Consider the following 21,682-nt stretch of genomic DNA (forward strand, 5'->3'; position numbering starts at 1 on the left):
CGGATTTTTCAGCGTGGTCGCACGCTGCCTTCGAAGAGCATCGGTGAACCGCCCGGGGGACCGGGCACCTGCGGGAACGGAATTTATGACTACCTCTGAAATGAGAGCGGGCGCGGAGCCTTCGGCCACCGACAAGCTCGACAGCGGCGTCCTCAAGGTCGCCGCTGTCGTCGTACTCGGCACCGTCATGGCCATTCTGGACACGACGGTCGTCAACGTCGCGCTCCAGGCGCTGACCATCGAGTTCAAGACGTCGCTCGACACCATCCAGTGGGTCGCGACCGGTTACATGCTGGCGCTGGCGACGGTCATCCCGGTGACCGGCTGGGCCTCGGACCGGTTCGGCACCAAGCGGTTGTACATGCTGGCGATCTTCCTGTTCCTGGTGGGCTCGGTGCTCGCCGGGCTGGCGTGGAACATCGAGTCGCTGATCATCTTCCGCGTGCTGCAGGGCCTGGGTGGTGGCATGTTGATGCCCGCCGGAATGACCATCCTGACCAAGGCGGCCGGGCCGCAGCGGGTCGGCCGGGTGATGGCCGTGCTCGGGGTGCCGATGCTGCTCGGCCCGATCGGCGGCCCGATCCTCGGTGGCTGGCTGGTCGACTCGGTGAGCTGGCGCTGGATCTTCTACATCAACGTGCCGCTCGGCGCGGTCGCGCTGTTCCTCGCCTGGCGGCTGCTGCCGCGGGACAAGCCGGAGCCGGCGGAACGGTTCGACGTGCTGGGCATGCTGCTGCTGTCCCCGGGGCTCGCGCTGCTGATCTACGGCGTGTCGAACATCCCGAGCGCCGGTGGGGTGGGCGCGACCGAGGTGTGGCTCCCGGTCGTCGCCGGGGTGGCGCTGATCGCCGGATTCATCGCCCGCGCCTCGCGGATCGAGAACCCGCTGGTCGACCTGAGCCTGTTCAAAGACCGCACGTTCTCGGTCGCGATGCTGACCATGGCGTTCTTCGCGGTGTCCTTCTTCGGCGCGATGTTCCTGTTCCCGACCTACTTCCTGCTGGTGCGCGGGGAGACCGCCCTGCAGGCGGGTCTGCTGCTGGCCCCGCAGGGCCTGGGCGCGATGATCACCATGCCGATCGCCGGCCGCCTGGCCGACAAGATGGGTGCGGGCAAGGTGGTCCTGCCCGGGATGGTGCTGATCCTCGCCGGGCTGGTGGTGTTCACCCAGATCGGCGCGGACACCCCGTACTGGCAGCTGCTGGGCGCCCTCTTCGTGATGGGGCTGGGCATGGGCTCGACCATGATGCCGATCATGTCCGCGGCCCTGCAGACCCTGACCCGCAAGAAGGTCGCCCGGGCGTCGACCGCCGCGAACATCGTCCAGCAGACCGCCGGCGCGGTCGGCACCGCGATCATGTCGATCATCCTGGCCGGCCTGCTCGCCGGGAAGTTCGGCGTTCCGACCAGTCAGGGCCAGCTCGCCGCGACCGCGGCGACGATGAACCCGCAGACCCACGACGCGGCCGCCGTCGCCGCGGCCGACTCGTTCGCGTCCACGTTCGTCTGGGCCCTGGTGCTGATCGCGGTGTGCCTGATTCCGGCCCTGTTCCTGCCGCGGCGCCCACCGGCGCCGCCGGCCGCGGACGAGGCCGGCGAAGAAGAGGCCGCCCCGGTCATGCTCGCGCACTGACCCCGGTTCTCCGCTGACCCGCCTCGGCCTTTCCGGCCGGGGCGGGTCTTTCTTCGCGTGGTGACCGGGATCGGCGGGGCCGTGAATTGTTCCAGGACCGGACCACTCAGGACCGTGCCAGCACCGCCCGCGCCGCGTTGTGCCCGGGAATCCCGCTGACCCCGCCCCCGCGAATCGCCCCGGCCCCGCAGACGAAAATCCGATCATGCTCGGTCTCCACCCCCCAGGTGCCCGCGCGATCATCCTCGGCGAACGGCCAGGACAAATCCCCGTGAAAGATGTGCCCGCCGGGCATTCCCAGTTCCGCCTCCAGATCCACCGGTGATTTCGCCTCGAGGCACGGCCGCCCTTCCCCGTCGAGCCACAGGCACTCCTCCACCGGCTCCGCCAGCACGGCGTTCAACGAGGCCAAGGTCGCCCGCAGCGCGACCGCCTTGACTTCGTCGTTCCGTCCGGCGAACAACCTGCCCGGCATGTGCAGCCCGAACAAGGTCAACGTCTGCGCGCCCGCCGCACGCTCCCGCGCCCCCAGGATCGACGGATCGGTCAGCGAGTGGCAGTAGATCTCGCACGGCGGCACCGACGGAACCTCACCGCGAGCCGCCTCCGCATAAGCCCTCGCCAGCTGCGCGTAGCCCTCATTGACGTGGAACGTCCCGCCGAACGCGGTTTCCGGAGGGACCGGCGAATCCCGCAACCGGGGCAACCGCTGCAACACCATGTTCACCTTCAACTGCGCCCCCTCCGGCGACGGAACCGAGGTTCCCGGGCCGAGCAATCCCGCCAGCACCCGGGGCGCCACATTCGCCAGCACGAACCGGCCACCGGCCACCCGTTCCACTTCGCCGTGCCGATACCGGACCTCCCCATCCGGGTCGACCGAGAACACCTCCGCACCCGTCACCAATTCCGCCCCGGCCGCGCGCGCCGCGTGTTCCAGCGCCCCGCTGACCGCGCCCATCCCGCCGACCGGGACATCCCAATCCCCGGTCCCGTTCCCGATCACGTGATAAAGCAGGCACCGGTTCTGCCGCAATTCCGGATCGTGGGCGTCGGCGAACGTCCCGATCAATCCGTCCGTCAGCACGGTTCCGCGCACGGTGTCGTCGGCGAACAGTTCCTCCAGCGCCACTCCGAGGGGCTCCTCGAACAGCATCCGCCACGCCCGCTCGTCGTCGATCAACGCCCGGAACTCCCGCCGACTCACGAGTGGTTCGGTCAGCGAAGCGAAGCACCGCCGCCCCACCCGTCCGGTCAGCTCGGCGAACTCCCGCCACGCGGGCGCGTCCCGCGGCGCGACCGGCGGGTGGAACGCGGTCGGCCGCTTCCGCAATTCCACCCGCAACCCCAGCTCCGACACGATCTTCTTCGGCAGCAGGCTGACCAGGTACGAATACCGCGACAACCGGACGTCGACCCCGGAGAACGCCCGGGACGAAACCGCCGCGCCGCCGAGCACCTCCCGCCGCTCCAGCACCACCACGGACAACCCGGCCCCGGCGAGATAACTCGCCGCCACCAGCCCGTTGTGCCCGCCGCCCACGATGACCACGTCGTACCGATCACTCATCCCGGCACGGTACGTCGCGGGGCCAATGGAGTCGACGTCCGGCCGCGCACCGGGCAGGCTGTGGATCATGCGCGTGATCGTGATCGGCTCGGGAATCGCCGGGGCCGCCACCGCCTACCACCTCGCCCGCCGCGGAGCCGAGGTCGTCGTCGTGGATTCCGAGCGACCGGGGATGGCGACCGCCGCCGGTGCGGGCATCGTCTCCCCCTGGACCAGCCGCCGTTCAGGTGCCGAATACCGGCTCGCCGCCCGCGCCGCGGCCTACTACCCGGAACTGGTCGCCCGGCTCGCCGAGGACGGGCAGCGGGACACCTCCTACGAGGTCATCGGCGGGATGGTCGTCTCCGCCGACGAGGACGAACTCGCCGACGCGCGGCGCCGGGCCGAGACCCGGGCCCAGCGCGAGCCCACCGCGGGCGAAGTCCGGCGCCTCGATCCGGCCCAGGCCCGCGAACTCTTCCCGCCCCTGGCTCCCGAACTGGGCGCGGTCCATGTCTCCGGCGCCGCCCGCGTCGACGGCCGCCGCTTCCGCGAAGCCCTGCTCGCCGCGGCCGCCGTCCGCGGCGCCGAGCACCGGACGGGCCGCGCCGAACTCACCGGACGCGGCGCCCGCGTGGACGGCGATCCGCTCGACGCCGACGCGGTCGTCGTCGCGGCCGGGGCCTGGAGCACCGAACTGCTCGCCCCGCTCATCGACCTCGAGGTGAGCCCGCAACGCGGCCAGATCAGCCACTTCGAGCTGCCCGGCATCGACACCACCCGCTGGCCGGTCGTCCTCCCGGTGTCCAGCCACTACCTCCTGGCCTTCCCGGGATCCCGGGTGGTCGCGGGTGCGACCCGGGAAACCGGTTCGGGGTTCGACCACCGCGTCACCGCCGCGGGGCAACGGGAGGTCCTCGAGCACGCGCTGGCCGTGGCGCCCGGACTCGCCGACGCCACCCTGCTGGAGACCCGCGTCGGCTTCCGCCCGGCCTCCGCGGACGGCGCGCCGCTGCTCGGCCCGGTCCCCGGGCATCCGCGGCTGTTGCTGGCCACCGGTTTCGGTCCGGCCGGGCTCAACATCGCGCCGTACGCCGGGAGCCTGGTCGCCGCGCTGGCGCTGGGGGAGGAGCCCGCGATCGCGGTCGACGAGTTCGGACCGGGCCGGTTCGCTACTCGGTGACCAGTTCCAGTGCGGTGTCGCCGACCCGCTCGACCCGCATCCCGGCCCGCGACACCACGCCCAGCAATCCCTCCACAGTGGACGGCTCGCGGGGGCTTCTGGCCAGCACCGAGGCGAGCTTTCCCTTGTAGGCCTTGTTGAAGTGGCTGACGGTCTTCCGCTGCCCGGCGGCGTTCTCGGTCACCACGCGCACGGTCACCGCGTCCGGGACGCGGGCCAGCGTCGCGTACGCGCCGGATCGCAGGTCCACGACCAGGCCGTCGAGACCGGCGAGCACCGGTTCGAGCGCGGGCCGCCACAGCCCGCGCAGGCCGCCGAACGCGGGCAGCACGCTGCCGCCGGACAGCCGGTAGGCGGGGATGCGATCGGTCGCCCGCACGATCCCGAACAACGCCGAGGCGACCGCGAGCCGCGCCTGCGCCTTGGCCAGCGCGGCCTTGCGGAACGACCCGATGGCCAGCGCGTCGTAGAGCACGCCGGTGTAGCGCTCCAGCGCGGGCAGGGTCGGCGACGACCAGAGTTCGGCGTTGCGCGCGACCTCGTCTTCCTGCCGCGCGGACAGTTCGAGCGCGGCCAGGCTCGCCGGTACGTCGGCCGCGAGGTCGGCGAGCGCGTCGGCCAGTTTCCGGCGGATCGGGTTCAACTCCGGAAAGGAAAGCTCGTCCAGGTGCAGCGGCGGGCCGTCCCCGCCGATCGCCTTGGTCTCCGAAGGGGGCAGCAATACCAGCACGTCAGCAGGGTAGCCGCGCGGAAAATCGGTGGGCGCACCCGCCGGTGGCGGCATAACCTCGCGCACATGGACTTGACGTGGCGCCCGCTCACCCTGGCCGACGCGGAAGCCGTGGCGGGCCTGCTCGCCGCCGCCAACCAGGTTGATCCGACCGGTGAGCACTACAGCGCGGAGGACGTGCGGGAGGACGTGGCGAGCCCGAACGTGGACCTGGCCGGGGGCACCACGACCGCCTGGGACGGCGATCGCCTGGTCGCCGTCGTGATCCCGCGCGTGCGGGACGCCGCGAACCCGGTCCACCAGCTCCGGTTCGAGATGTGCGTGCATCCGGGCTACCGCGACGGCGAAATCGGCGCCCGCCTGATCGACTGGCTGGTGCGGGCCGCCACCGAACTGCATCGCCGCCGTTTCCCGGACGCGCCGCTGGAACTCCACGGCAGTACGCACGAGAACCAGCGGTGGCTCACCGCCCTGTTCGAAACGCACGGTTTCCGGCATGCTCGGTCCTTCGTCGACATGCGGGCCGATCTGTCCGTGCTGCCGCCGAACCGCCCGCTGCCGACCGATCTGCGCCTGGTCCGCTTCGAGGACAAGTACGACGAGCTCACCCGGCAGGCCCGCAACGACACCTTCGCCGAGCACTGGGGGAGCACGGTGCAGTCGCCGGAGGCGTGGCGGCACATGATCACCGGCAGCCAATCGTTCCGCCCGGACCTGTCGTTCCTGCTGCTCTCGCCGGGGGAGGACGAGGTCGCCGCGTTCGTGCTGAGCGCGCACTTCGAATCCGACACCGCCGCCACCGGGATCCGCGAGCTGTACGTGAGCAACGTCGGCACCCGTCGCGCGATGCGCGGGCGCGGGGTCGCCACCGCCTTGCTCGGCCACACGCTCGCCGAGGCGAAGGCCCACGGGTTCCAGCGATCGGTCCTCGGGGTCGATGTGGACAACGCCACCGGCGCGTTGGGGATTTACCAGCGTTGTGGCTTTTCCGTCACGGATCGTTGGTACGGCTGGATTCGCGCGCTGCCGTAACCGGAAAGGCACCGGCGGAGTCACCGCGAATTTCGCTATGGTGGAGAGCTGCGGGGACGGGGTTCGGTGGCTTGATGGGGGAAGTATGACGTTGTCGGTGCGGGCGCTCGCGCGTCCGAGCTGGCACGATCTCCCGGCTCCGGTGCGGGCCGCGGTGGAACGCAAACTCGGTGCGCGGGTGATCCGATCGCTGCGGCAGCCGCCGGAGTTCGACGGCGGGATGGCGACGCGGCTGGCGCTGGAGGACGGGCGGTGGGTGTTCGCCAAGGGGCTGCCCGCCGGAAGTCCCCGCTGCGGCAACTACCACGCGGAGGCCGAGGTCGGCGTCCGCCTGCCCGGCGCCGCGCCGGTGCCCACCTTGCTGACCACTGTGGACGGTGCGTGGCTGGTCCTGGTGTTCACCGACGTCGAGGGCACCCGGCCGCGACTGGGGCCCGGTTCGCCGGAGTTGTCCGCGGTGCTGACCGCGCTCGGCGCGCTCGCCCGGACGCTGACCCCGTGCCCGGTGTCCCGGGCCCCGGACGCGCTCGACGATCTGGGGCCGTTGCTGCGCGGCTGGGACGAACTGCGCGCCGACCCGCCGGACGACCTGGACGAATGGTCGGTGCGCAACCTGGATTCGCTGGTCGCGATGGAGACGTCCTGGCATCCGTGGGCGACCGGGAACACCCTGCTGCACGGCGATCTGCATCCGGGCAACCTGGTGCTGACCGGGCCCGGGCGGGTGCAGGTCGTCAACTGGCGTTACCCGGCGCGCGGCGCCGCCTGGCTCGATCTGGTTTCGCTGGTGCCGCACATGCTGGCCGCCGGGCACGAGCCGGCCGACGTGGACCGCCTGCTCAAGCGCCGGCCGGTGCTGGCGGAGGTGCCCGCGTGGGCGGTGACCGCGTTCGGCGTGGCGCTCGCCGGGCACGCGGAACGCAGTTCGCGGCTCCCCGAACCGCCCGCGACCACCGGGGTCCGCGCGCACCAGGCCCGGCTCGCCGCGGTCACCCGCCGCTGGGTCGCCAGCCGCACCCACTGGCCGTGATCGCGGCCGGCCTGAACCTGCCAGACGAGGGACCGCTCCCCGCTCCGGCCGGTAGGACGAGAGCATGCGAAAAGACGTGCGGTTCGGCGCCGCTGCCCTGATCCTGTGCGGTCTCACCGGTTGTGGCGCCTCCGGTGGGACAGCGGCGCCACCGGCCAGCCCGCCCGCGCCGAGCACCCCGGCTCCGCCACCGACCCCGGAACAGGTGGAGTGGCTGAACGGGTTCTGCAAGGCGATCGGGGTGTTCATCAGTCCGCCGGAGCCGCCGCCGGACCTGCGCGACGAGTTCGTCTCGATGGACCTGGACTCGTACCTGAGCTCGGTGGACACCCTGCTGGACACCGTGAAGTACCGGACCACCGGCCTGACGCCGGAGGCGTTCCCGCGCGGGGCGGAGCTGGTCGACTCCTACGCCAAGGCGGCCGGGCGGCTGGGCGCCAAGGTCGACGGGTACACGAGCCAGGACGATGCACCCGAGGACGCGTTGCGCGGGTTCGTCGCCGAGACCTCCGCCGCGCTCAAGGCGCTGAAACCGGACGGGCTCGACCTGGCCGCGCTGATGGCCGCGGACGGGACCGTCGCCCAGGCGCACGAGAAGGCCGAGCACTGCCACCCCGCGAAGGACACCAACCAGGACAAGCCCTCGGTCGCGCCGGTCGCCCTGCCCGCGGCCAAGGACGGCGAGAACCTGGCCGCCTGCGGGGACGGGAGGTGCGAGGTGCTGGTGTCCCCCTCGGCCCTCGTCCCCGCGCCGCGGCGGTACGGGTTCACCCTGGTGCGGGTGCGCGGCATTTCCGGCGGCGCGATGGCGATCGGCGCGAAGTTCGGCAGCGGATCGATGACGTCGTCGCTGGACCCCGGGCAACCCACGGTCATCAACGGCCTCGAGGTGAAAGCCGTGGCCGTGGGCGAGGGCAAGGCGGTCCTGAGCTTCGCACCCGCCTGAGGCTAGGTGCTCGGCGGGTTGACCACGTTGAGCAGGGGTTCGCCCGCGGCGAAGCGGCGGAGTTGTTCGGCGGCCAGGCGTTTCGCGCGGGGGTAGAAGGACGCCGAACCACCCGCGATGTGCGGCGTGATCAGCACCCGCTCGTTCGTCCACAGTGGATGGTCGCGGGGGAGGGGTTCCGGGTCCAGGACGTCCAGCGCGGCGCGGAGCCTGCCCCGGGACACCTCGGCGACCAGTGCGCCGGTGTCCACGGTGGCGCCCCGGCCCACGTTCACCACCAGCGCGTCGTCGGGCAGGGCGGCCAGTTCCGGCGCCCCGAGCAGGCCCCGGGTGTCCGGGGTTTCCGGCAGGATCAGCACCACGATGTCGGCTTCCGGGAGCAGCGCGGGCAGTTCGGTGATCCCGTGGACGCCCGGCCGCGCGGTGCGCGCGACCCGGACGACCTCGGCCTCCCCGGCCACCAGGTAACGCTCGATCGCCTTGCCGATCGATCCGTACCCGAGCAGCAGCACCCGGCTGTCGGCGAGGGAGCGCGTGTGCTCGCGTGCCCAGGTCCCGGTTTCCTGCTGGCGCAGCCAGCGCGGCAGATCCCGCTGCGCGGCGAGGATCAGCGCCAGCGCGTGCTCGGCCACGCTCAGGTCGTGCAGCCCGCGGCCGTTGGCCAGCGGCACACCCGTGGGCAGCAGCGGCAGCAGGTTCTCCACGCCCGCCGACAGGGACTGCACCGCGCGCAGCGACGGCATCTTCGCGATCAGCTTCGCCGGTTCCGGTCCGCTGTCGTAGGGCAGGACGTAGAACTCGACGTCACCGAGCTCGGCCGGGGGCTCGCCCGTGCCGTCGAAGTAGTCGGCGCGCAGGTCGCCGGGAATCTCGATGTCCTGCCACGGAACCAGTACTCGCCTTTTCATGCTGTCCTTTCTCGCCGGGGCACCGCCAGCAGGACGACGGCCGAACCCGCCATCGTGGCCGCCAGCATCAGGAACGAGGCCGCCGTGCCACCGGTCGCGTGGTCCAGCCAGCCCACCAGGTAGGTGCCGAGGAAACCACCGAGCGCGCCGCAGGCGTTCACCAGCGCGACCGCGATGCCCGCGATACGGCTCGGCAGCAGTTCGGAGATCAGCGCGAAGAACGGGCCGTAGGGCGCGTACAGCCCGATCGCCGCGATCACCAGCAGTCCGAACGACCACCAGAACGCGTCCTTGCCGAGCAGGTAGGAGCCGTAGAACGCGAGCGTGCCGAGCAGCAGCCACGGCCAGACGTACCGGCGGCGGAGGCCCGAACGGTCGGAGAACCGCGAGTTGACCAGCATCGCCGCGATGGCGAACGCGTACGGCACCGCGGAGAGCAGGCCGGTCGTGCCGATCCCGGCCGAGGATCCGGCCTTGACGATCGAGGGCAGCCAGAACACGAACCCGTACACGCCGATGCTCCACAGCAGGTACTGCGCCGACAGCACGAGCACGAGCTTCGACCGCAGTGCCTCGGCGACCGGGCGCCGGGTGGCCGGGGCGCCGCGCAACGCCGTTTGCTCGGCGGCGATCGCGGACTCCACGGCGTCCCGTTCGGCCGGATCCAGCCAGCGCGCCTGCCGCGGGTGGTCGCGCACCTGCGCGCGGAAGTAGAACGCCCAGACCAGCGCGGGGATGCCCTCGATGATGAACATGCCGCGCCAGGAGGTGGCCTCGACCAGGTAACCCGAGGCCGCCGAGAGCCAGAGGATGGTGGCCGGGTTGCCGAGGATGAGGAACGCGTTGGCACGTCCGCGTTCGGCCTTGGTGAACCAGCGCGCGAGCAGCACGACCAGCGCGGGGAGCACCGCGGCCTCGACCGCGCCGAGTAAACCCCGGACCACGATCAACGCGGCGACCGAGCTGAGCAGGCCCTGCAAGGTGGCGAGCACGCCCCAGGCGAGGACCGAGTAGAAGATCAGGTCGCGCACGCCGCGGCGGTCCGCGTAGAGCACGCCCGGCACCTGCAGCAGGAAGTAGCCGAGGAAGAAGGACGCGCCGACCAGCCCGGAGGTCGCGCTGGTCAGGCCGAGATCGCTCGCCATGCCCCCGGCCGCGGCGATCGAGAAGTTCGATCGGTCCAGGTAGGCGAGGCTGTAGGTGACGAACACGATCGGGATCAGCCGCAGCCAGCGCTGGCTGGGCGCGGCCCGTTCGGCGGGTGGGGCAGCCATCGGATCCTCCTGCCGCGTTTGACACCGCTTTCCGTAATATGGAAAGCTATTCCGCAATACGGTGAACGCAAGTGTCGGCGGAGTCTGTCCTCGCGTCAAGGGGGTGCCATGGCGGATATGGTCGGCAAGGCGCTGCGCCTGCTCTCGCTGCTCGGCGAATACCCGGACGGGGTCGGCCTGTCCGAGCTGGCGCGGTCCGCCGGATTCCCGGTGAGCACCACGCACCGGCTGCTCGGCTCGCTACAGGCGGAAGGTTTTGTCCGCAGCGACCCGGATTCCAAGCGGTACGCGCTCGGGCTGCGGTTGTTCGAACTCGGCCAGCAGGTTTCGCACGCACGCGGGTTCGCCGGGGTCGCCCTGCCGGTGATGCAGCGGTTGAGCGACGAGACCGGTGAGCCGACGCTGATGGCCGTGCTGGACGGCACGGACCAGGTATACGTGCACGCGGTCCAGGGCCGCCAGCAGGTGCAGATCCGCGGCGAACCAGGGCGGCGCGGGCCGCTGCACTGCACGTCGATGGGCAAGTGCCTGGTCGCCTTCGCGGCCGAGGCCGATCGCGCCCGGCTGGTCGCCGAACTCGGCCTGCCCGCGCTGGCGCCGAACACGATCACCGGGCGCACGGCGTTCGCCGAGGAGATCGCCGCGGTCCGCGACCGGGGTTTCGCGATCGCCGACGAGGAGCACGAGGCGGGCATCCGCGCGGTCGGCGTCCCGGTGTGCGGTCCGGACGGGGTCGCCCTCGCCGCGCTGTCCACCGCCGCACCCGCGTACCGGATGACCGTGGCCCGGCTCGAGGAGTTCGTGCCCGCCCTCCGCGCCGCCGCCCGGGAACTCGCTGCCGTGCTGCCCCGCGGTTAGGGCATGATCGACTCCGTGACCGTACTGGAAGAACTCGTGCCGAAGCTGGTGCGGCTGCCCGGGGTGGTCGCGGTGGCGCTGGGCGGCAGCCGGGCCACCGGCACGCACCGCCCGGACAGCGACTGGGATCTCGGCCTGTACTACCGGAAATCGTTCGACGCGGGGGTGCTGGCGGAGCTGGGGTATCCCGGGCACACCGCGCAACCCGGCGAATGGGGCCGTCTGGTCAACGGCGGCGCCTGGCTGTCTGTGGACGGGACGCCCGTGGACGTGCTGCTGCGCGATCTCGACCAGATCGAGCGGTGGTGGGCGGACGCCCGCGAGGGCCGGTTCGAGATCGACAACGTCGAAGGGCACCTGGTGGGCCTGCCCACGTACGTTCCGGTCGGCGAGATCGCCCTCGCGCGGGTGCTCGAGGGCGACCTGCCGCGGGTGACCTATCCCGAGGCGCTGCGGGAAGCCGCGTCCCAGCGGTGGCGGTGGAACGCGGCCTTCTCCCTGCTCTTCGCCGGGCACCACGCCGAACAGGGCGACCGGACGAGCTGTGCGGGGCTGCTCGCCCGGGCGACCCTGCAGACCGCGCACGGCATCCTGGCCGAACGCGGCGAATGGGCGCTCGGCGAGAAGCGCCTGGTCGCCCGCGCGGGCCTGGCAGCCGCGCACGACATCATCGGAGACCCGGGTCCCGAGGCGGTCGAGCGGATGCGCGAACTGCTGAACCCGCCGAAGCTGGGCGAGCTGTCCGCGCACCTCCCCGAGGAGTAGCGCCGGTCAGTGCTCGTGCTGACCGATGCAGAACACGTTGCCCTCGGGGTCCTCGAGCACGGTCCACGCCAGCCCGGGGACCTCGTGCTCGCCGATTTCCTTGGCGCCGAGACCCACCACGCGGTCCACCTCGGCCGCCCGGTCGTCGGTCATCAGGTCCAGGTGCAGCCGGTTCTTCCCGGCCCGCTCCTCCGGCACGCGCTGGAAGCCCAGGCCGGCCGCCGCTTCGGACGGCTTGGTGAGGAACACGTACTCGCCGTAGTCGGCGTCCACTTCGACGCCGAGCACGGCCGTCCAGAATCGGGCGAGACCCTGCGGGTCCGCGCAGTCGACGGTGACAGCTCCCAGGTGCAGACTCATGCCCGGCACCTTATGGGTACCCACCGACATAATCCGGTTGAAGCGCGACCCGGGTGGTTGACTACGCTTCGCGAAACGTCTATGAGCGGTTTTCCCCGAGGAGCGCAGTAGTGATCACCAGGATGTCGTCGCTGTTCCTTCGCACCTTGCGCGAGGATCCGGCGGACGCCGAAGTGCCCAGCCACCGGCTGCTGGTGCGCGCGGGATACGTCCGCCGGGTCGCCCCGGGTGGTTACTCCTGGCTGCCGCTGGGCCTGCGGGTGCTGCGCAACATCGAAGCCGTGGTCCGCGAGGAGATGGCGGCGATCGGCGGGCAGGAGATCCAGTTCCCCGCGCTGCTCCCGCGTGAGCCCTACGAGGCGACCGGCCGCTGGACCGAATACGGCGACAGCCTGTTCCGGCTCAAGGACCGCAAGGGCGCGGACTACCTGCTTGGCCCGACGCACGAGGAGCTCTTCGCGCTGACCGTGAAGGGCGAGTACAGCTCGTACAAGGACTATCCCGTTGTCCTGTACCAAATCCAGACCAAGTACCGGGACGAGGCCCGCCCGCGCGCCGGAATCCTGCGCGGCCGCGAATTCGTCATGAAGGATTCCTATTCCTTCGATCTCGACGACGACGGGCTGGCGAAGTCGTACCAGCTCCACCGCGAGGCCTACATCAAGATCTTCGACCGCCTCGGCCTGGACTACGTGATCGTCGCGGCCACCTCCGGCGCGATGGGCGGGTCGGCGTCCGAGGAGTTCCTCGCGGTCGCGCCCACCGGTGAGGACACCTACGTCCGCAGCACCGAGTCGGACTACGCGGCGAACGTGGAAGCGGTGACCACGCCCGCACCCCCCGCGCAGCCGATCGAAGGCAAGCCCGAAGCGCAGGTCCACCACACGCCCAACACGCCGACCATCGAAACTTTGGTGGATTTCCTCAATTCGGCGGATCTGGGCCGCACGTTCACCGCGGCCGACACGCTCAAGAACGTGATCGTGAAGGTCCGGCAGCCCCGCACCGAGGACTGGGAGATCCTGGGCATCGGCATCCCCGGCGATCGCGAGGTCGACCTCAAGCGGCTGGAGGCTTCGCTCGAGCCCCTCGAGGTTTCCCTCCTCGAGGAGGCCGACTTCGCCGCCAACCCGTTCCTGGTGAAGGGTTACATCGGCCCCAAAGCCTTGCAGGACAACGGGGTTCGCTACCTCGTCGACCCGCAGGTGGTCACCGGCACCGCCTGGGTGACCGGCGCGGACAAGCTGGACCACCACGTGGTGGACCTGGTCGCCGGGCGCGATTTCACCCCGGACGGCACGATCGAGGCCGCCGAGGTCCGCGAGGGTGACGCGTCGCCCGACGGCAAGGGCACCCTGGTGGCGGCGCGCGGGATCGAGATCGGGCACATCTTCCAGCTCGGCCGCAAGTACGCCGACGCCTTCGGCCTGGACGCGCTCGGCGCCGACGCCAAGCCGATCCGGATCACCATGGGCTCCTACGGCGTCGGCGTCTCCCGCCTGGTCGCCGTGATCGCCGAACAGCACCACGACGACCTCGGCCTGGTGTGGCCGCGCGCGGTGGCGCCCGCCGACGTCCACGTGGTGATCGCCGGAAAGGACGAGGCGGTCTTCGCGGGCGGCGAGAAGCTGGCCGCGGAACTGGACGCCGCCGGGGTCCGGGTGTTCCTGGACGACCGCAAGGCCACCCCCGGGGTCAAGTTCGCCGACGCCGAACTCATCGGCGTGCCGACCATCCTGGTGGTGGGCCGCGGCCTGGCCAACGGCGTCGTCGAGGTCAAGGACCGCGCCTCGGGCAACCGTGAGGAGATCCCGGTCGATCAGGTGGTCGCGCACCTGACCGATCTCGTGGGCCGGTAGATGGGCTGGCTGCGCGGCAGGCGCGGGCAACCGGGCGGCTACGAGGACAACGCGGCGCTCAAGGGGTTCGGCGGTTACGAACCCGCCGACGCCCCGACGCCCGGGTACCCGCCCGCGCCACCCCAGCCCGAACCCGAGGCGCCCCCGCCGCCGAAGAAGCGGAGATCCAAGGCGCCGTACGGATTGCTCGCGGTACTCGTGCTGCTGGGCCTGGGTTACCTGGGCAGCCGGGCGAATTCGGACCGCACACCCGAGTACACCCCGCCGACGACCTCCCGCACGCCGTACACCCCGCCGCCGCAGGTCGTCGTGCCGGCGGTCGTGCCGGGCTGGCAGTCGGTCGCGGGCGGCAAGGGCGCCTACGCCTACGACGTGCCACCCGCCTGGACGCCGAAACCGGGGACGGTCCACGGCTGGGAGGCGGACGCGAGCGGGCCCGGGATCAGCCTGGCGACCAGCGCGTTCCTCGGGCAGAAGAGTTGCGCCGCCGATCCCGACCACGATCGCGGCGGCAGCGGGGTCACCACGGTCAAGCAGCCGGACGCCGCACTCGCGGCGACCGAAACCGCCACCGCGGTCGCCAAGTACGCCTTCACCCCCGAGGAAGGCGGGGTGCAGCCCACCCTCGCTCCCGGGCCGCCCCAGCAGGTCCAGCTGCCCACCGGCACCGGGAAACTGGACGCCACCCTGGTCCTGGTCGAGGTGACCGTCCCGCCGGGCCCGGACGCCTGCCTCCCGCCCCGCGCGCTGGTGGGCGCGGTCGCGGTCAAGGGGACCAGCGGTTCGGACGCGAAGACCGCGGTGCTGGTCGCCTATGCCGACCAGGCCGTCCCCGGCGAGGCGAGCCGGGACGACGTGCTCGGGCTCCTGCGCAGTTACCGGCTCGTGCCGGAGAACCAGCGAACCACCATCCCCGCGACGCCGACCTCCTAGCCGTGAGTGTTCCGGCCGGTTCTGATCCAAAATAGAAGAACTTCCGTCTGGGAGGCGTTCGCAGTCGCCATCGCCGAAGGTTTTCCGGCTCGCCGAGGAGGCTTGGTGGGTCGTGAGTACCGCCGCGATGCGGCCCGAAAGTGCGCGCACTTTCGACGCGACCGAGCGAGCCCTCCAGGGCAGCGGTGACTAACCGGTCCGAACCCTCACGACCCCAGGACGGCTGCCAGTACGGCCGAGGTGTCGGAGAGGTCGGGCAGTACGGTGTGCGCGCCCGAATCGCGTAGCTCGGCTTCGCTGTGCTTCCCGGTCGCCACCCCGACGGCGACCGCGCCGTGGTGCAGGCCCGCCTCGATGTCGTGCGGGGTGTCGCCGATGACCACCACCGCGTCCGGGGCGAACCGGGTGCCGTGCCGTTCGGCGGCGCGGGCCCGCGCGAACGCGACCAGATCGGGCCGGTGCGTGGACAGCGTGCCGTAGCCGCCGATCTCGAAGTCGATGTGTTCGTGCAGCCCGAACGCGGACAGCTTGTGCCGCGCGACCTCCGGCAGGTTCCCGGTGACCAGCGACTGCACGACATCCTCTCGACCAGCCATTGTGGACAGTGCGGCCGCGGCCCCGGGCAGTGCGTGACCGTAGTCGGCCAGTGTGGGCAACGCCTGCAGGGACAGGGCTTCCAGTTCCGCCCAGATCTTCTCGATCAGCTCGTCGGTCGGCTCGATGCCGTGTGCGGTCAGCAGTTCGGTGGTGATCGCCTTCTCGGTGCGGCCGGGGAAGGACGGCAGTTCGGTCAGCGTGGCGCCGGTGACCGAAGCGAGCGCGCTGGTGTACCAGGCGCCGCCGAGTCCCCGCAGATCCACCAGTGTCAGATCGATGTCCCAGAGCACCAACCGCTTCTCAGTCACGTGATCGACGTTACCGGAGGCCCTTTTCAACACGCGTTGACTTCGGCGGCGATCAACCCTTACCTTGGCACCTAATTAAACGCGTGATGAAATATGGAGGACGTCATGTCGAGCCGGACTCAGCGGGGGCCGTGGGCCTTCGTCGCGCTCGCGTCGCTGGCCGGGGCGCTGATCGCGGGGGTACTCGGGTTTCTCACGTTCGGTGCGCAGGCCACCGTCGCGCCGGACGGGCTGCCGGTCGCGATCGCGGCGCCGGAGGGCGGTCCGGTGCGGGCGGCGGCGGACCGGGTCGCGCGGCAGGGCGGCGGCCAGTTGAGCTGGCAGATCACCACACCGGCGCACGCGCGGGAACTCCTGGACGACAAGGAGGTCTACGGCGTGCTCGAACTCGCGCCGGGGCCCGCGGTGACCGTGGTGGTGTCCGGCGCGATCAACCCGGGCGGCGCGCAGGTCGCGCAGCAGGCCCTGACCGGCGCCGGTCAGGCGCTCGCCGCCGGGCTCGCGCAGGCCAGCCCCGGCGCGCCGCCGGTTCCGGTGCAGGTGGAAACCGTGCATCCGGCGAGCGCCGCGGGCCGGACCGCTCCGCTCGCGCTGAGCGCGCTGGCCTGGGTCGGCTGCCTCGCCGGGGGCGCGGTGCTGACGCTGCTGACCACCCGGTCGGGTGCGAAACCCGGGGTCGGCGCCCGCTTGGCGCAGGTGGCCGGGGTGAGCGTGCTGACCACCGCCGTGCTGGCCGGGTTCGTCAAGCTGTGGGACTCGTCGTTGCCCCTGGGCTGGGACGTGCTCGGGTTCGCGTTCCTGGCCACCGCCGCGTTCGCGAGCATCCAGGCGGCGCTGCTGCGACTGCTCGGTGTGCGGGCCATGGCGATCCTCGGCCCGCTCTACCTGGTCGCACCCGCGGTCGCCGGGCAGGTGCCGGAGATGCTGAACCCGGCCTACCGCGCGTTGCTGTGGTCGTGGACGCCGTTCCGGTTCTCCACCGAGGGCCTGCGGAGCCTCCTGCTGGGCACCCCGGACGCGCCCGATGTCACCACCGGCGTCTGGGTGCTCGGCGCGCTGCTGGTCGCGGGTCTGATCGTGGTGCTCTGGCCGGGATCAGCCCGGCAGGAAGCTGAACCGCACGCGGCGCACCGGGTTGTCGAGGTTGGTGTCCACTAGGCACACCGACTGCCAGGTGCCCAGCGCCAGCACGCCGCCGAGCACCGGAACGCTGGCATAGGGCGGCACCAGCGCGGGCAGCACGTGGTCCCGGCCGTGCCCGGGGCTCCCGTGCTGATGCCGCCACCGGCCGTCGCGGGGGAGCAGCGCGTCGAGGGCGGTCAGCAGATCGTCGTCGCTGCCCGCGCCGGTTTCCAGGATCGCCAGCCCCGCGGTGGCGTGCGGCACCCAGACGTGCAGGAGCCCGTCCCCGGCGTCGCTCTCGGCGAGGAACGCCTCGGCGTCCTTGGTGAGGTCGTGCACCACGGCCTCGTGGCCGGTGCGGACCTCGATTTCCGTGGAGTACATGCCTCCCACGGTAGAACAACTCACGATTCCAGGTAGCGCAGGACGGCGAGGACTCGGCGGTTGTCCCCGTCCGACGGCGGCAGGCCGAGCTTGCCGAACAGGCTCGTCACGTACTTCTCCACCGACCCCGGCGACAAGAACAGCGCCGAGGCGATCGCCGCGTTCGACCGGCCCTCGGCCATCAGGCCCAGGACGTCCCGTTCGCGCTGGGTGAGGCCGGCGAGCGCGTCGGTCCGGCGGGTCGAGCCGAAGAGCTGGCTGACCACCTCGGGATCGAGCACGGTCTCACCCTCGGCGACCCGGCGCAGCGCGTCCAGGAAATCGGACACTTCGGCGACCCGGTCCTTGAGCAGGTAACCGACTCCGCCCGCGCGGTCGGCCAGCAGTTCCGCGGCGTACCTGGTCTCCACGTACTGCGAGAACAGCAGCACCGCGAGGCCGGGGTGCTCCTTGCGCAGCGCGATCACCGCGCGCAGGCCCTCGTCGGTGAAGGTCGGCGGCATCCGGATATCCACAATGGACACATCGGGCCGGTGCTCGGCCACCGCGGCGCGCAGCTGCTCGGCGTCCTTCACCGCGGCGAGCACCTCGTGCCCGCGCAGTTGCAGCAGTTCGACCAGCCCCTGCCGCAGGATCGTGGAGTCCTCTGCTATGACGATGCGCACGGTTCACCCTAGCCCGGTAGCGGGATCTCGGCGGTGATCACGGTCGGTCCGCCCGCCGGGCTGTGGATCTCCAGGCCGCCGTCCACGGTCCGCATCCGGTCGACGAGCCCGGCCAGGCCGCCGCCCGGGACGAGCCGGGCGCCGCCCGGCCCCGAATCGGTCACCTCGAGCCGCAGGCCGTCCCTGTCCCCGGTCACCAGGATCGACACCTCGGCGCCCCCGTGCTTGGTCGCGTTCGCCAGCAGCTCCGCCGCGCTGAAGTAGACGATCGTCTCCAGCGCGGCCGGGGGACGCCCGGGGAGCTCGACCCGCAGCCGCACGTCGGCCGCGCTGCGGGCGACCAATGTGGACAGTGCCACGTCCAGCCCGGCGTCCAGGGCGGGCGGGTGGATGCCCCGGGCCAGGTCGCGCAGTTCGGTGAGCGCCTCCTTCGCCCCGGTGTGCGCGGCCGCCACCAGCTCGCGCACCTGGTCGACGTCGAAGTCACCGGACGCCAGTTCGTCCTTGGCCGCGCCGAGTTTCATCGCCAGCGCGACGAGTTGCGCCTGCGCGCCGTCGTGCAGGTCGCGTTCGATCCGGCGCAGTTTCACCGTCGCGTCCTCGACCGCGGTGGCCCGGCTCCGCTCCAGGTCGCGCACCCGTTCGGACAGCGTGGTCGGGCCGAGCAGCCCGCGCACCAGCAGGCGATCCACCCCGAGCAGGCCGTGCACCAGCCACGGCAGCGTGATCAGCAGGGCCAACCCGAACAGGGCCAGCGGGATCGTCTGGAGCCACTGGTCGGCGTGGATGTCGAACACGGGCATCGGTTTGCCCGCGAGCGAGTCCCAGACGAACGGGTAGACCATCGCGCCGATCCCGTAGACCAGCACGGTCGACGTGATCGCGACGTGGAGCGCCGACAGCGGGAGCCGCAGCAGCAGGAACGCCACCGCGCGCCAGCCGACCGGGTCGCCGACGCGGCCCTTCACCCAGCTCCACAGCCCCGGCTCGAGCGGGTGCGGCGGCGGGGCGCCGATCCGCATCCCGAGCAACCGGCGCGCCAGGCGGCGGTGCGGCCCGCCGAGGCTGCGGGCCGCGAGCAGCGTCCCCGCGATCACGAGCAGGCCCACGAACAGCGGCGACAACACCACCCCGGCCGCCAGCCCGAGCAGCGTCAGCACCAGCAGGATCAGCGTGAGCGGGAGCCCGAGGACCACCCACAGCAGCTCCGCCCACAGCCAGCCGCTCCACGGCGCCACGACGAACCGCCGCAGCCAGGCGGCCACGGCGGCGCGCCGATCGGGCTCGGCCAGGAACGTGTTCACCACCCCAGCTTGCCGCGCGACCCGGGCCGCCGCCTATCCGGTTATCCCCCTAGATCGCCACGGCCAGCCGGGTCGCCTGGTCGATCGCGCGTTTGGCGTCCAGTTCGGCGGCGACGTCCGCGCCGCCGATCAGATGCGTGCGCACCCCGGCCGCCCGCAGATCGGCGGCGAGTTCGCGCAGCGGTTCCTGGCCGGTGCAGACCACCACGGTGTCCACTTCGAGGAGCCGTTCGGCGTCGCCGACCCTCAGGTGCAGGCCCCGGTCGTCGATCCGGCGGTAGGCCGCGCCGGTGATCATCTCGACGTTCTTGTTCTTCAGCGTGGTCCGGTGCACCCAGCCGGAGGTCTTGCCCAGCCCGGCGCCCATCTTGCTGGTCTTGCGCTGCACCAGGAACACCCGCCGCGGCGAGGGCGCGACCACCTTGGTCACCCCTTCGACCCCGCCCCGCGCGGCGGCCGGATCGCCCACACCCCATTCGGCGCGCCACTCCCGCACGTCGAGTGCCGGGCTGCGGTCGTGGGTGAGGAACTCGCAGACGTCGAACCCGATCCCGCCCGCGCCGATCACGGCGACCCGGTCGCCGACCGGCGCGCCACCCAGGACGTCCACATAGGACACGACCTTCTCGTGGCCGATCCCGGGAATCGCGGGGGTGCGCGGGGTGACGCCGGTCGCCAGCACGACCTCGTCGTAGCCGCCGCACGCGAGTTCGCCCGCGGTCGCCCGGGTGTTCAGGCGCAGTTCGACGCCGAGCAGCTGCAGCTGGCGGCCGAAGTACCGCAGCGTTTCGGCGAACTCCTCCTTGCCCGGGATCCGCTTGGCCAGGTTGAACTGCCCGCCGATCTCCGGCCCGGCCTCGAACACGGTGACCGTGTGCCCGCGCCGGGCCAGCGTGGTGGCCGCGGCGAGCCCGGCGGGGCCCGCGCCCACCACCGCGAAGTGCCGTGGATCGCCGGCGGGCCGGATCACCAGTTTCGTCTCGTGCGCGGCCCGCGGGTTCACCAGGCAGCTCGCGGTCTTGTGCTGGAAGGCGTGGTCGAGGCAGGCCTGGTTGCAGGCGATGCAGGTGTTGATCTCGTCCGCGCGTCCCTGCGCGCTCTTGGTCACCCATTCGGGGTCGGCGAGCAGCGGCCGGGCCAGCGACACCAGATCCGCCTCCCCGCGCGCCAGCACCCCCTCCGCGACCTCGGGCATGTTGATCCGGTTCGACGCGATGACCGGGATGTCCAGGTGCGGCCGCAGCTTGCCGGTCAGTTCGGTGAACGCGGCGCGCGGGACCGACGTGACGATCGTCGGCACCCGCGCCTCATGCCACCCGATGCCGCTGTTGATCAGGGTCGCGCCCGCCTCCCGCACGGCCAGCGCCAGCTCCACGACCTCGTCCCAGGACTGCCCGCCGGGCACCAGATCGAGCACCGACAGCCGGTACACGACGATGAACTCCTCGCCGACCGCTTCCCGGATGCGCCGGACGATCTCGACCGGCAACCGCATGCGGTTCGCCCAGGAACCGCCCCATTCGTCCGTGCGGCGGTTGGTGCGCGGCGCCAGGAACTGGTTGATCAGGTACCCCTCGGACCCCATCACCTCGACGCCGTCGTACCCGGCCTTCTTCGCCAGCAGCGCGCACCGGACGAACGCGTCGATGGTCCTGCGCACCCCGTGGCCGCTCAGCCCGCGCGCCCGGAACGGCGTGATCGGCGATTTCGTCGTCGACGCCGAAACGCTGAACGGGTGGTAGGCGTACCGCCCGGCGTGCAGGATCTGCAACGCGATCTTCCCGCCCTCGGCGTGCACGGCCTCGGTGATCCGGCGATGCGCGCGAGCCTGCCCGTGGGTGGTGAGCGCGGAGGCGAACGGCAGCAGCCAGCCTTCCTTGTTCGGCGCGTACCCGCCGGTGATCATCAGCGCGACGCCGCCGCGGGCGCGTTCGGCGAAGTACGCGGCGAGCCGGCCGGTATCCCGCGCCCGGTCCTCGAGGCCGGTGTGCATGGACCCCATCACCACGCGGTTGCGCAACGTGGTGAAGCCCAGGTCCAGCGGCTCCAGCAACCGCGGATACTTCGCGCCCATACCGAGCACCCTAACCTACTCCCCAGTAGATTACGATGCTCGCCGAAGCCCCCAATGTGGCTTTCGGGGCGTTGAAGGTACCCAATGCGGCTTTCGGGGCGTTGAGTGTCCCGAAAGCCACATTGGGGAGTTTTCATCCTGTTGGTGCTGGTCAGTGGGGTTGACGGT

General features: G+C 71.6%; 20 protein-coding genes. 10 read left to right on the forward strand and 10 right to left on the reverse strand.

What is annotated here, in order from left to right; translation table 11 throughout:
* The first annotated feature begins 85 nt into the window (after positions 1-85).
* A complete protein-coding gene (locus FXO23_RS44530) occupies positions 86-1,633 on the forward strand; it encodes a DHA2 family efflux MFS transporter permease subunit (RefSeq protein ID WP_158893945.1) in 1,548 nt (515 codons plus the stop codon).
* Between the two features lie 106 nt (positions 1,634-1,739).
* On the opposite strand, the gene FXO23_RS44535 is transcribed toward FXO23_RS44530, so the two are convergent.
* Positions 1,740-3,203, reverse strand: a complete 1,464-nt coding sequence (locus tag FXO23_RS44535) for a phytoene desaturase family protein (RefSeq protein WP_158893947.1) — start codon at positions 3,201-3,203, stop codon at positions 1,740-1,742.
* A 67-nt stretch (positions 3,204-3,270) separates the two neighbouring features.
* Here FXO23_RS44535 and FXO23_RS44540 point away from each other — a divergent pair, with 67 nt between their 5' ends.
* A complete protein-coding gene (locus FXO23_RS44540; protein ID WP_158893949.1) occupies positions 3,271-4,365 on the forward strand; it encodes an NAD(P)/FAD-dependent oxidoreductase in 1,095 nt (364 codons plus the stop codon).
* On the opposite strand, the gene yaaA is transcribed toward FXO23_RS44540, so the two are convergent.
* Positions 4,355-5,095, reverse strand: coding sequence for a peroxide stress protein YaaA (gene yaaA / locus FXO23_RS44545; protein WP_158893951.1), 741 nt, complete (start codon positions 5,093-5,095; stop codon positions 4,355-4,357). The genes FXO23_RS44540 and yaaA overlap by 11 nt on opposite strands.
* A 66-nt stretch (positions 5,096-5,161) precedes the next feature.
* Here yaaA and FXO23_RS44550 point away from each other — a divergent pair, with 66 nt between their 5' ends.
* The 3 genes from FXO23_RS44550 to FXO23_RS44560 all read left to right on the forward strand — a co-directional run bounded on the left by FXO23_RS44550 (position 5,162) and on the right by FXO23_RS44560 (position 8,103).
* Entirely contained in the window at positions 5,162-6,127 is a 966-nt protein-coding gene (locus FXO23_RS44550; protein WP_158893953.1) for a GNAT family N-acetyltransferase, read from the forward strand.
* 85 nt (positions 6,128-6,212) lie between these two features.
* Complete coding sequence (locus FXO23_RS44555) at positions 6,213-7,157, forward strand: phosphotransferase (RefSeq protein ID WP_246258440.1); 945 nt, start codon at positions 6,213-6,215, stop codon at positions 7,155-7,157.
* Positions 7,158-7,221: 64 nt separating this feature from the next.
* A complete protein-coding gene (locus FXO23_RS44560) occupies positions 7,222-8,103 on the forward strand; it encodes a hypothetical protein (protein ID WP_158893955.1) in 882 nt (293 codons plus the stop codon).
* A gap of 2 nt (positions 8,104-8,105) precedes the next feature.
* On the opposite strand, the gene FXO23_RS44565 is transcribed toward FXO23_RS44560, so the two are convergent.
* Together FXO23_RS44565 and FXO23_RS44570 are read right to left on the reverse strand one after the other, a co-directional pair.
* A complete protein-coding gene (locus FXO23_RS44565) occupies positions 8,106-9,011 on the reverse strand; it encodes a 2-hydroxyacid dehydrogenase (protein ID WP_158893957.1) in 906 nt (301 codons plus the stop codon).
* Positions 9,008-10,285 carry an MFS transporter gene (locus FXO23_RS44570; RefSeq protein ID WP_158893959.1) on the reverse strand — a complete coding sequence of 426 codons (1,278 nt, stop codon included), beginning with the start codon at positions 10,283-10,285 and terminating at the stop codon, positions 9,008-9,010. The genes FXO23_RS44565 and FXO23_RS44570 overlap by 4 nt, the downstream gene beginning before the upstream one ends.
* 108 nt (positions 10,286-10,393) lie before the next feature.
* On the opposite strand from FXO23_RS44570, the gene FXO23_RS44575 reads away from it, so the two are divergent.
* Together FXO23_RS44575 and FXO23_RS44580 are read left to right on the forward strand one after the other, a co-directional pair.
* A complete protein-coding gene (locus tag FXO23_RS44575) occupies positions 10,394-11,143 on the forward strand; it encodes an IclR family transcriptional regulator (protein ID WP_158893961.1) in 750 nt (249 codons plus the stop codon).
* Positions 11,144-11,158: 15 nt separating this feature from the next.
* Positions 11,159-11,908, forward strand: coding sequence for a nucleotidyltransferase domain-containing protein (locus tag FXO23_RS44580; protein WP_158893963.1), 750 nt, complete (start codon positions 11,159-11,161; stop codon positions 11,906-11,908).
* A 6-nt stretch (positions 11,909-11,914) separates the two neighbouring features.
* Here the strand turns inward: FXO23_RS44580 and FXO23_RS44585 are convergent, their stop codons facing one another.
* Entirely contained in the window at positions 11,915-12,268 is a 354-nt protein-coding gene (locus FXO23_RS44585) for a VOC family protein (RefSeq protein ID WP_158893965.1), read from the reverse strand.
* Positions 12,269-12,378: 110 nt separating this feature from the next.
* Between FXO23_RS44585 and FXO23_RS44590 the strand changes: the two genes are divergently transcribed.
* The gene (locus FXO23_RS44590) at positions 12,379-14,127 is read left to right on the forward strand and encodes a proline--tRNA ligase (protein WP_158893967.1); all 1,749 of its coding nucleotides are present in this window, start codon (positions 12,379-12,381) and stop codon (positions 14,125-14,127) included.
* Positions 14,128-15,060 carry a DUF8017 domain-containing protein gene (locus FXO23_RS44595; protein WP_158893969.1) on the forward strand — a complete coding sequence of 311 codons (933 nt, stop codon included), beginning with the start codon at positions 14,128-14,130 and terminating at the stop codon, positions 15,058-15,060.
* Positions 15,061-15,266: 206 nt separating this feature from the next.
* Here the strand turns inward: FXO23_RS44595 and FXO23_RS44600 are convergent, their stop codons facing one another.
* Positions 15,267-15,965, reverse strand: a complete 699-nt coding sequence (locus tag FXO23_RS44600) for an HAD family hydrolase (RefSeq protein WP_246258441.1) — start codon at positions 15,963-15,965, stop codon at positions 15,267-15,269.
* Positions 15,966-16,070: 105 nt separating this feature from the next.
* Between FXO23_RS44600 and FXO23_RS44605 the strand changes: the two genes are divergently transcribed.
* A complete protein-coding gene (locus FXO23_RS44605; protein WP_158893971.1) occupies positions 16,071-17,123 on the forward strand; it encodes an ABC transporter permease in 1,053 nt (350 codons plus the stop codon).
* Here FXO23_RS44605 and FXO23_RS44610 read toward each other — a convergent pair.
* The 4 genes from FXO23_RS44610 to FXO23_RS44625 are packed head-to-tail and all read right to left on the reverse strand — an operon-like array spanning position 17,061 to position 21,514.
* Positions 17,061-17,471 carry a secondary thiamine-phosphate synthase enzyme YjbQ gene (locus tag FXO23_RS44610; protein WP_158893973.1) on the reverse strand — a complete coding sequence of 137 codons (411 nt, stop codon included), beginning with the start codon at positions 17,469-17,471 and terminating at the stop codon, positions 17,061-17,063. The two genes, FXO23_RS44605 and FXO23_RS44610, sit on opposite strands and share 63 nt — an antisense overlap.
* 20 nt (positions 17,472-17,491) lie before the next feature.
* Positions 17,492-18,136 (reverse strand): response regulator transcription factor, encoded by a 645-nt coding sequence (locus FXO23_RS44615; protein ID WP_158893975.1) that lies wholly within the window; start codon positions 18,134-18,136, stop codon positions 17,492-17,494.
* A gap of 8 nt (positions 18,137-18,144) precedes the next feature.
* Positions 18,145-19,440 (reverse strand): sensor histidine kinase, encoded by a 1,296-nt coding sequence (locus FXO23_RS44620; RefSeq protein ID WP_343034591.1) that lies wholly within the window; start codon positions 19,438-19,440, stop codon positions 18,145-18,147.
* A 49-nt stretch (positions 19,441-19,489) separates the two neighbouring features.
* Positions 19,490-21,514 carry an NADPH-dependent 2,4-dienoyl-CoA reductase gene (locus FXO23_RS44625; RefSeq protein WP_158893977.1) on the reverse strand — a complete coding sequence of 675 codons (2,025 nt, stop codon included), beginning with the start codon at positions 21,512-21,514 and terminating at the stop codon, positions 19,490-19,492.
* Positions 21,515-21,682: the final 168 nt, after the last annotated feature.

The organism is Amycolatopsis anabasis, assembly GCF_009765355.1.
In the GTDB taxonomy this organism is placed as follows: Bacteria; Actinomycetota; Actinomycetes; order Mycobacteriales; family Pseudonocardiaceae; genus Amycolatopsis; species Amycolatopsis anabasis.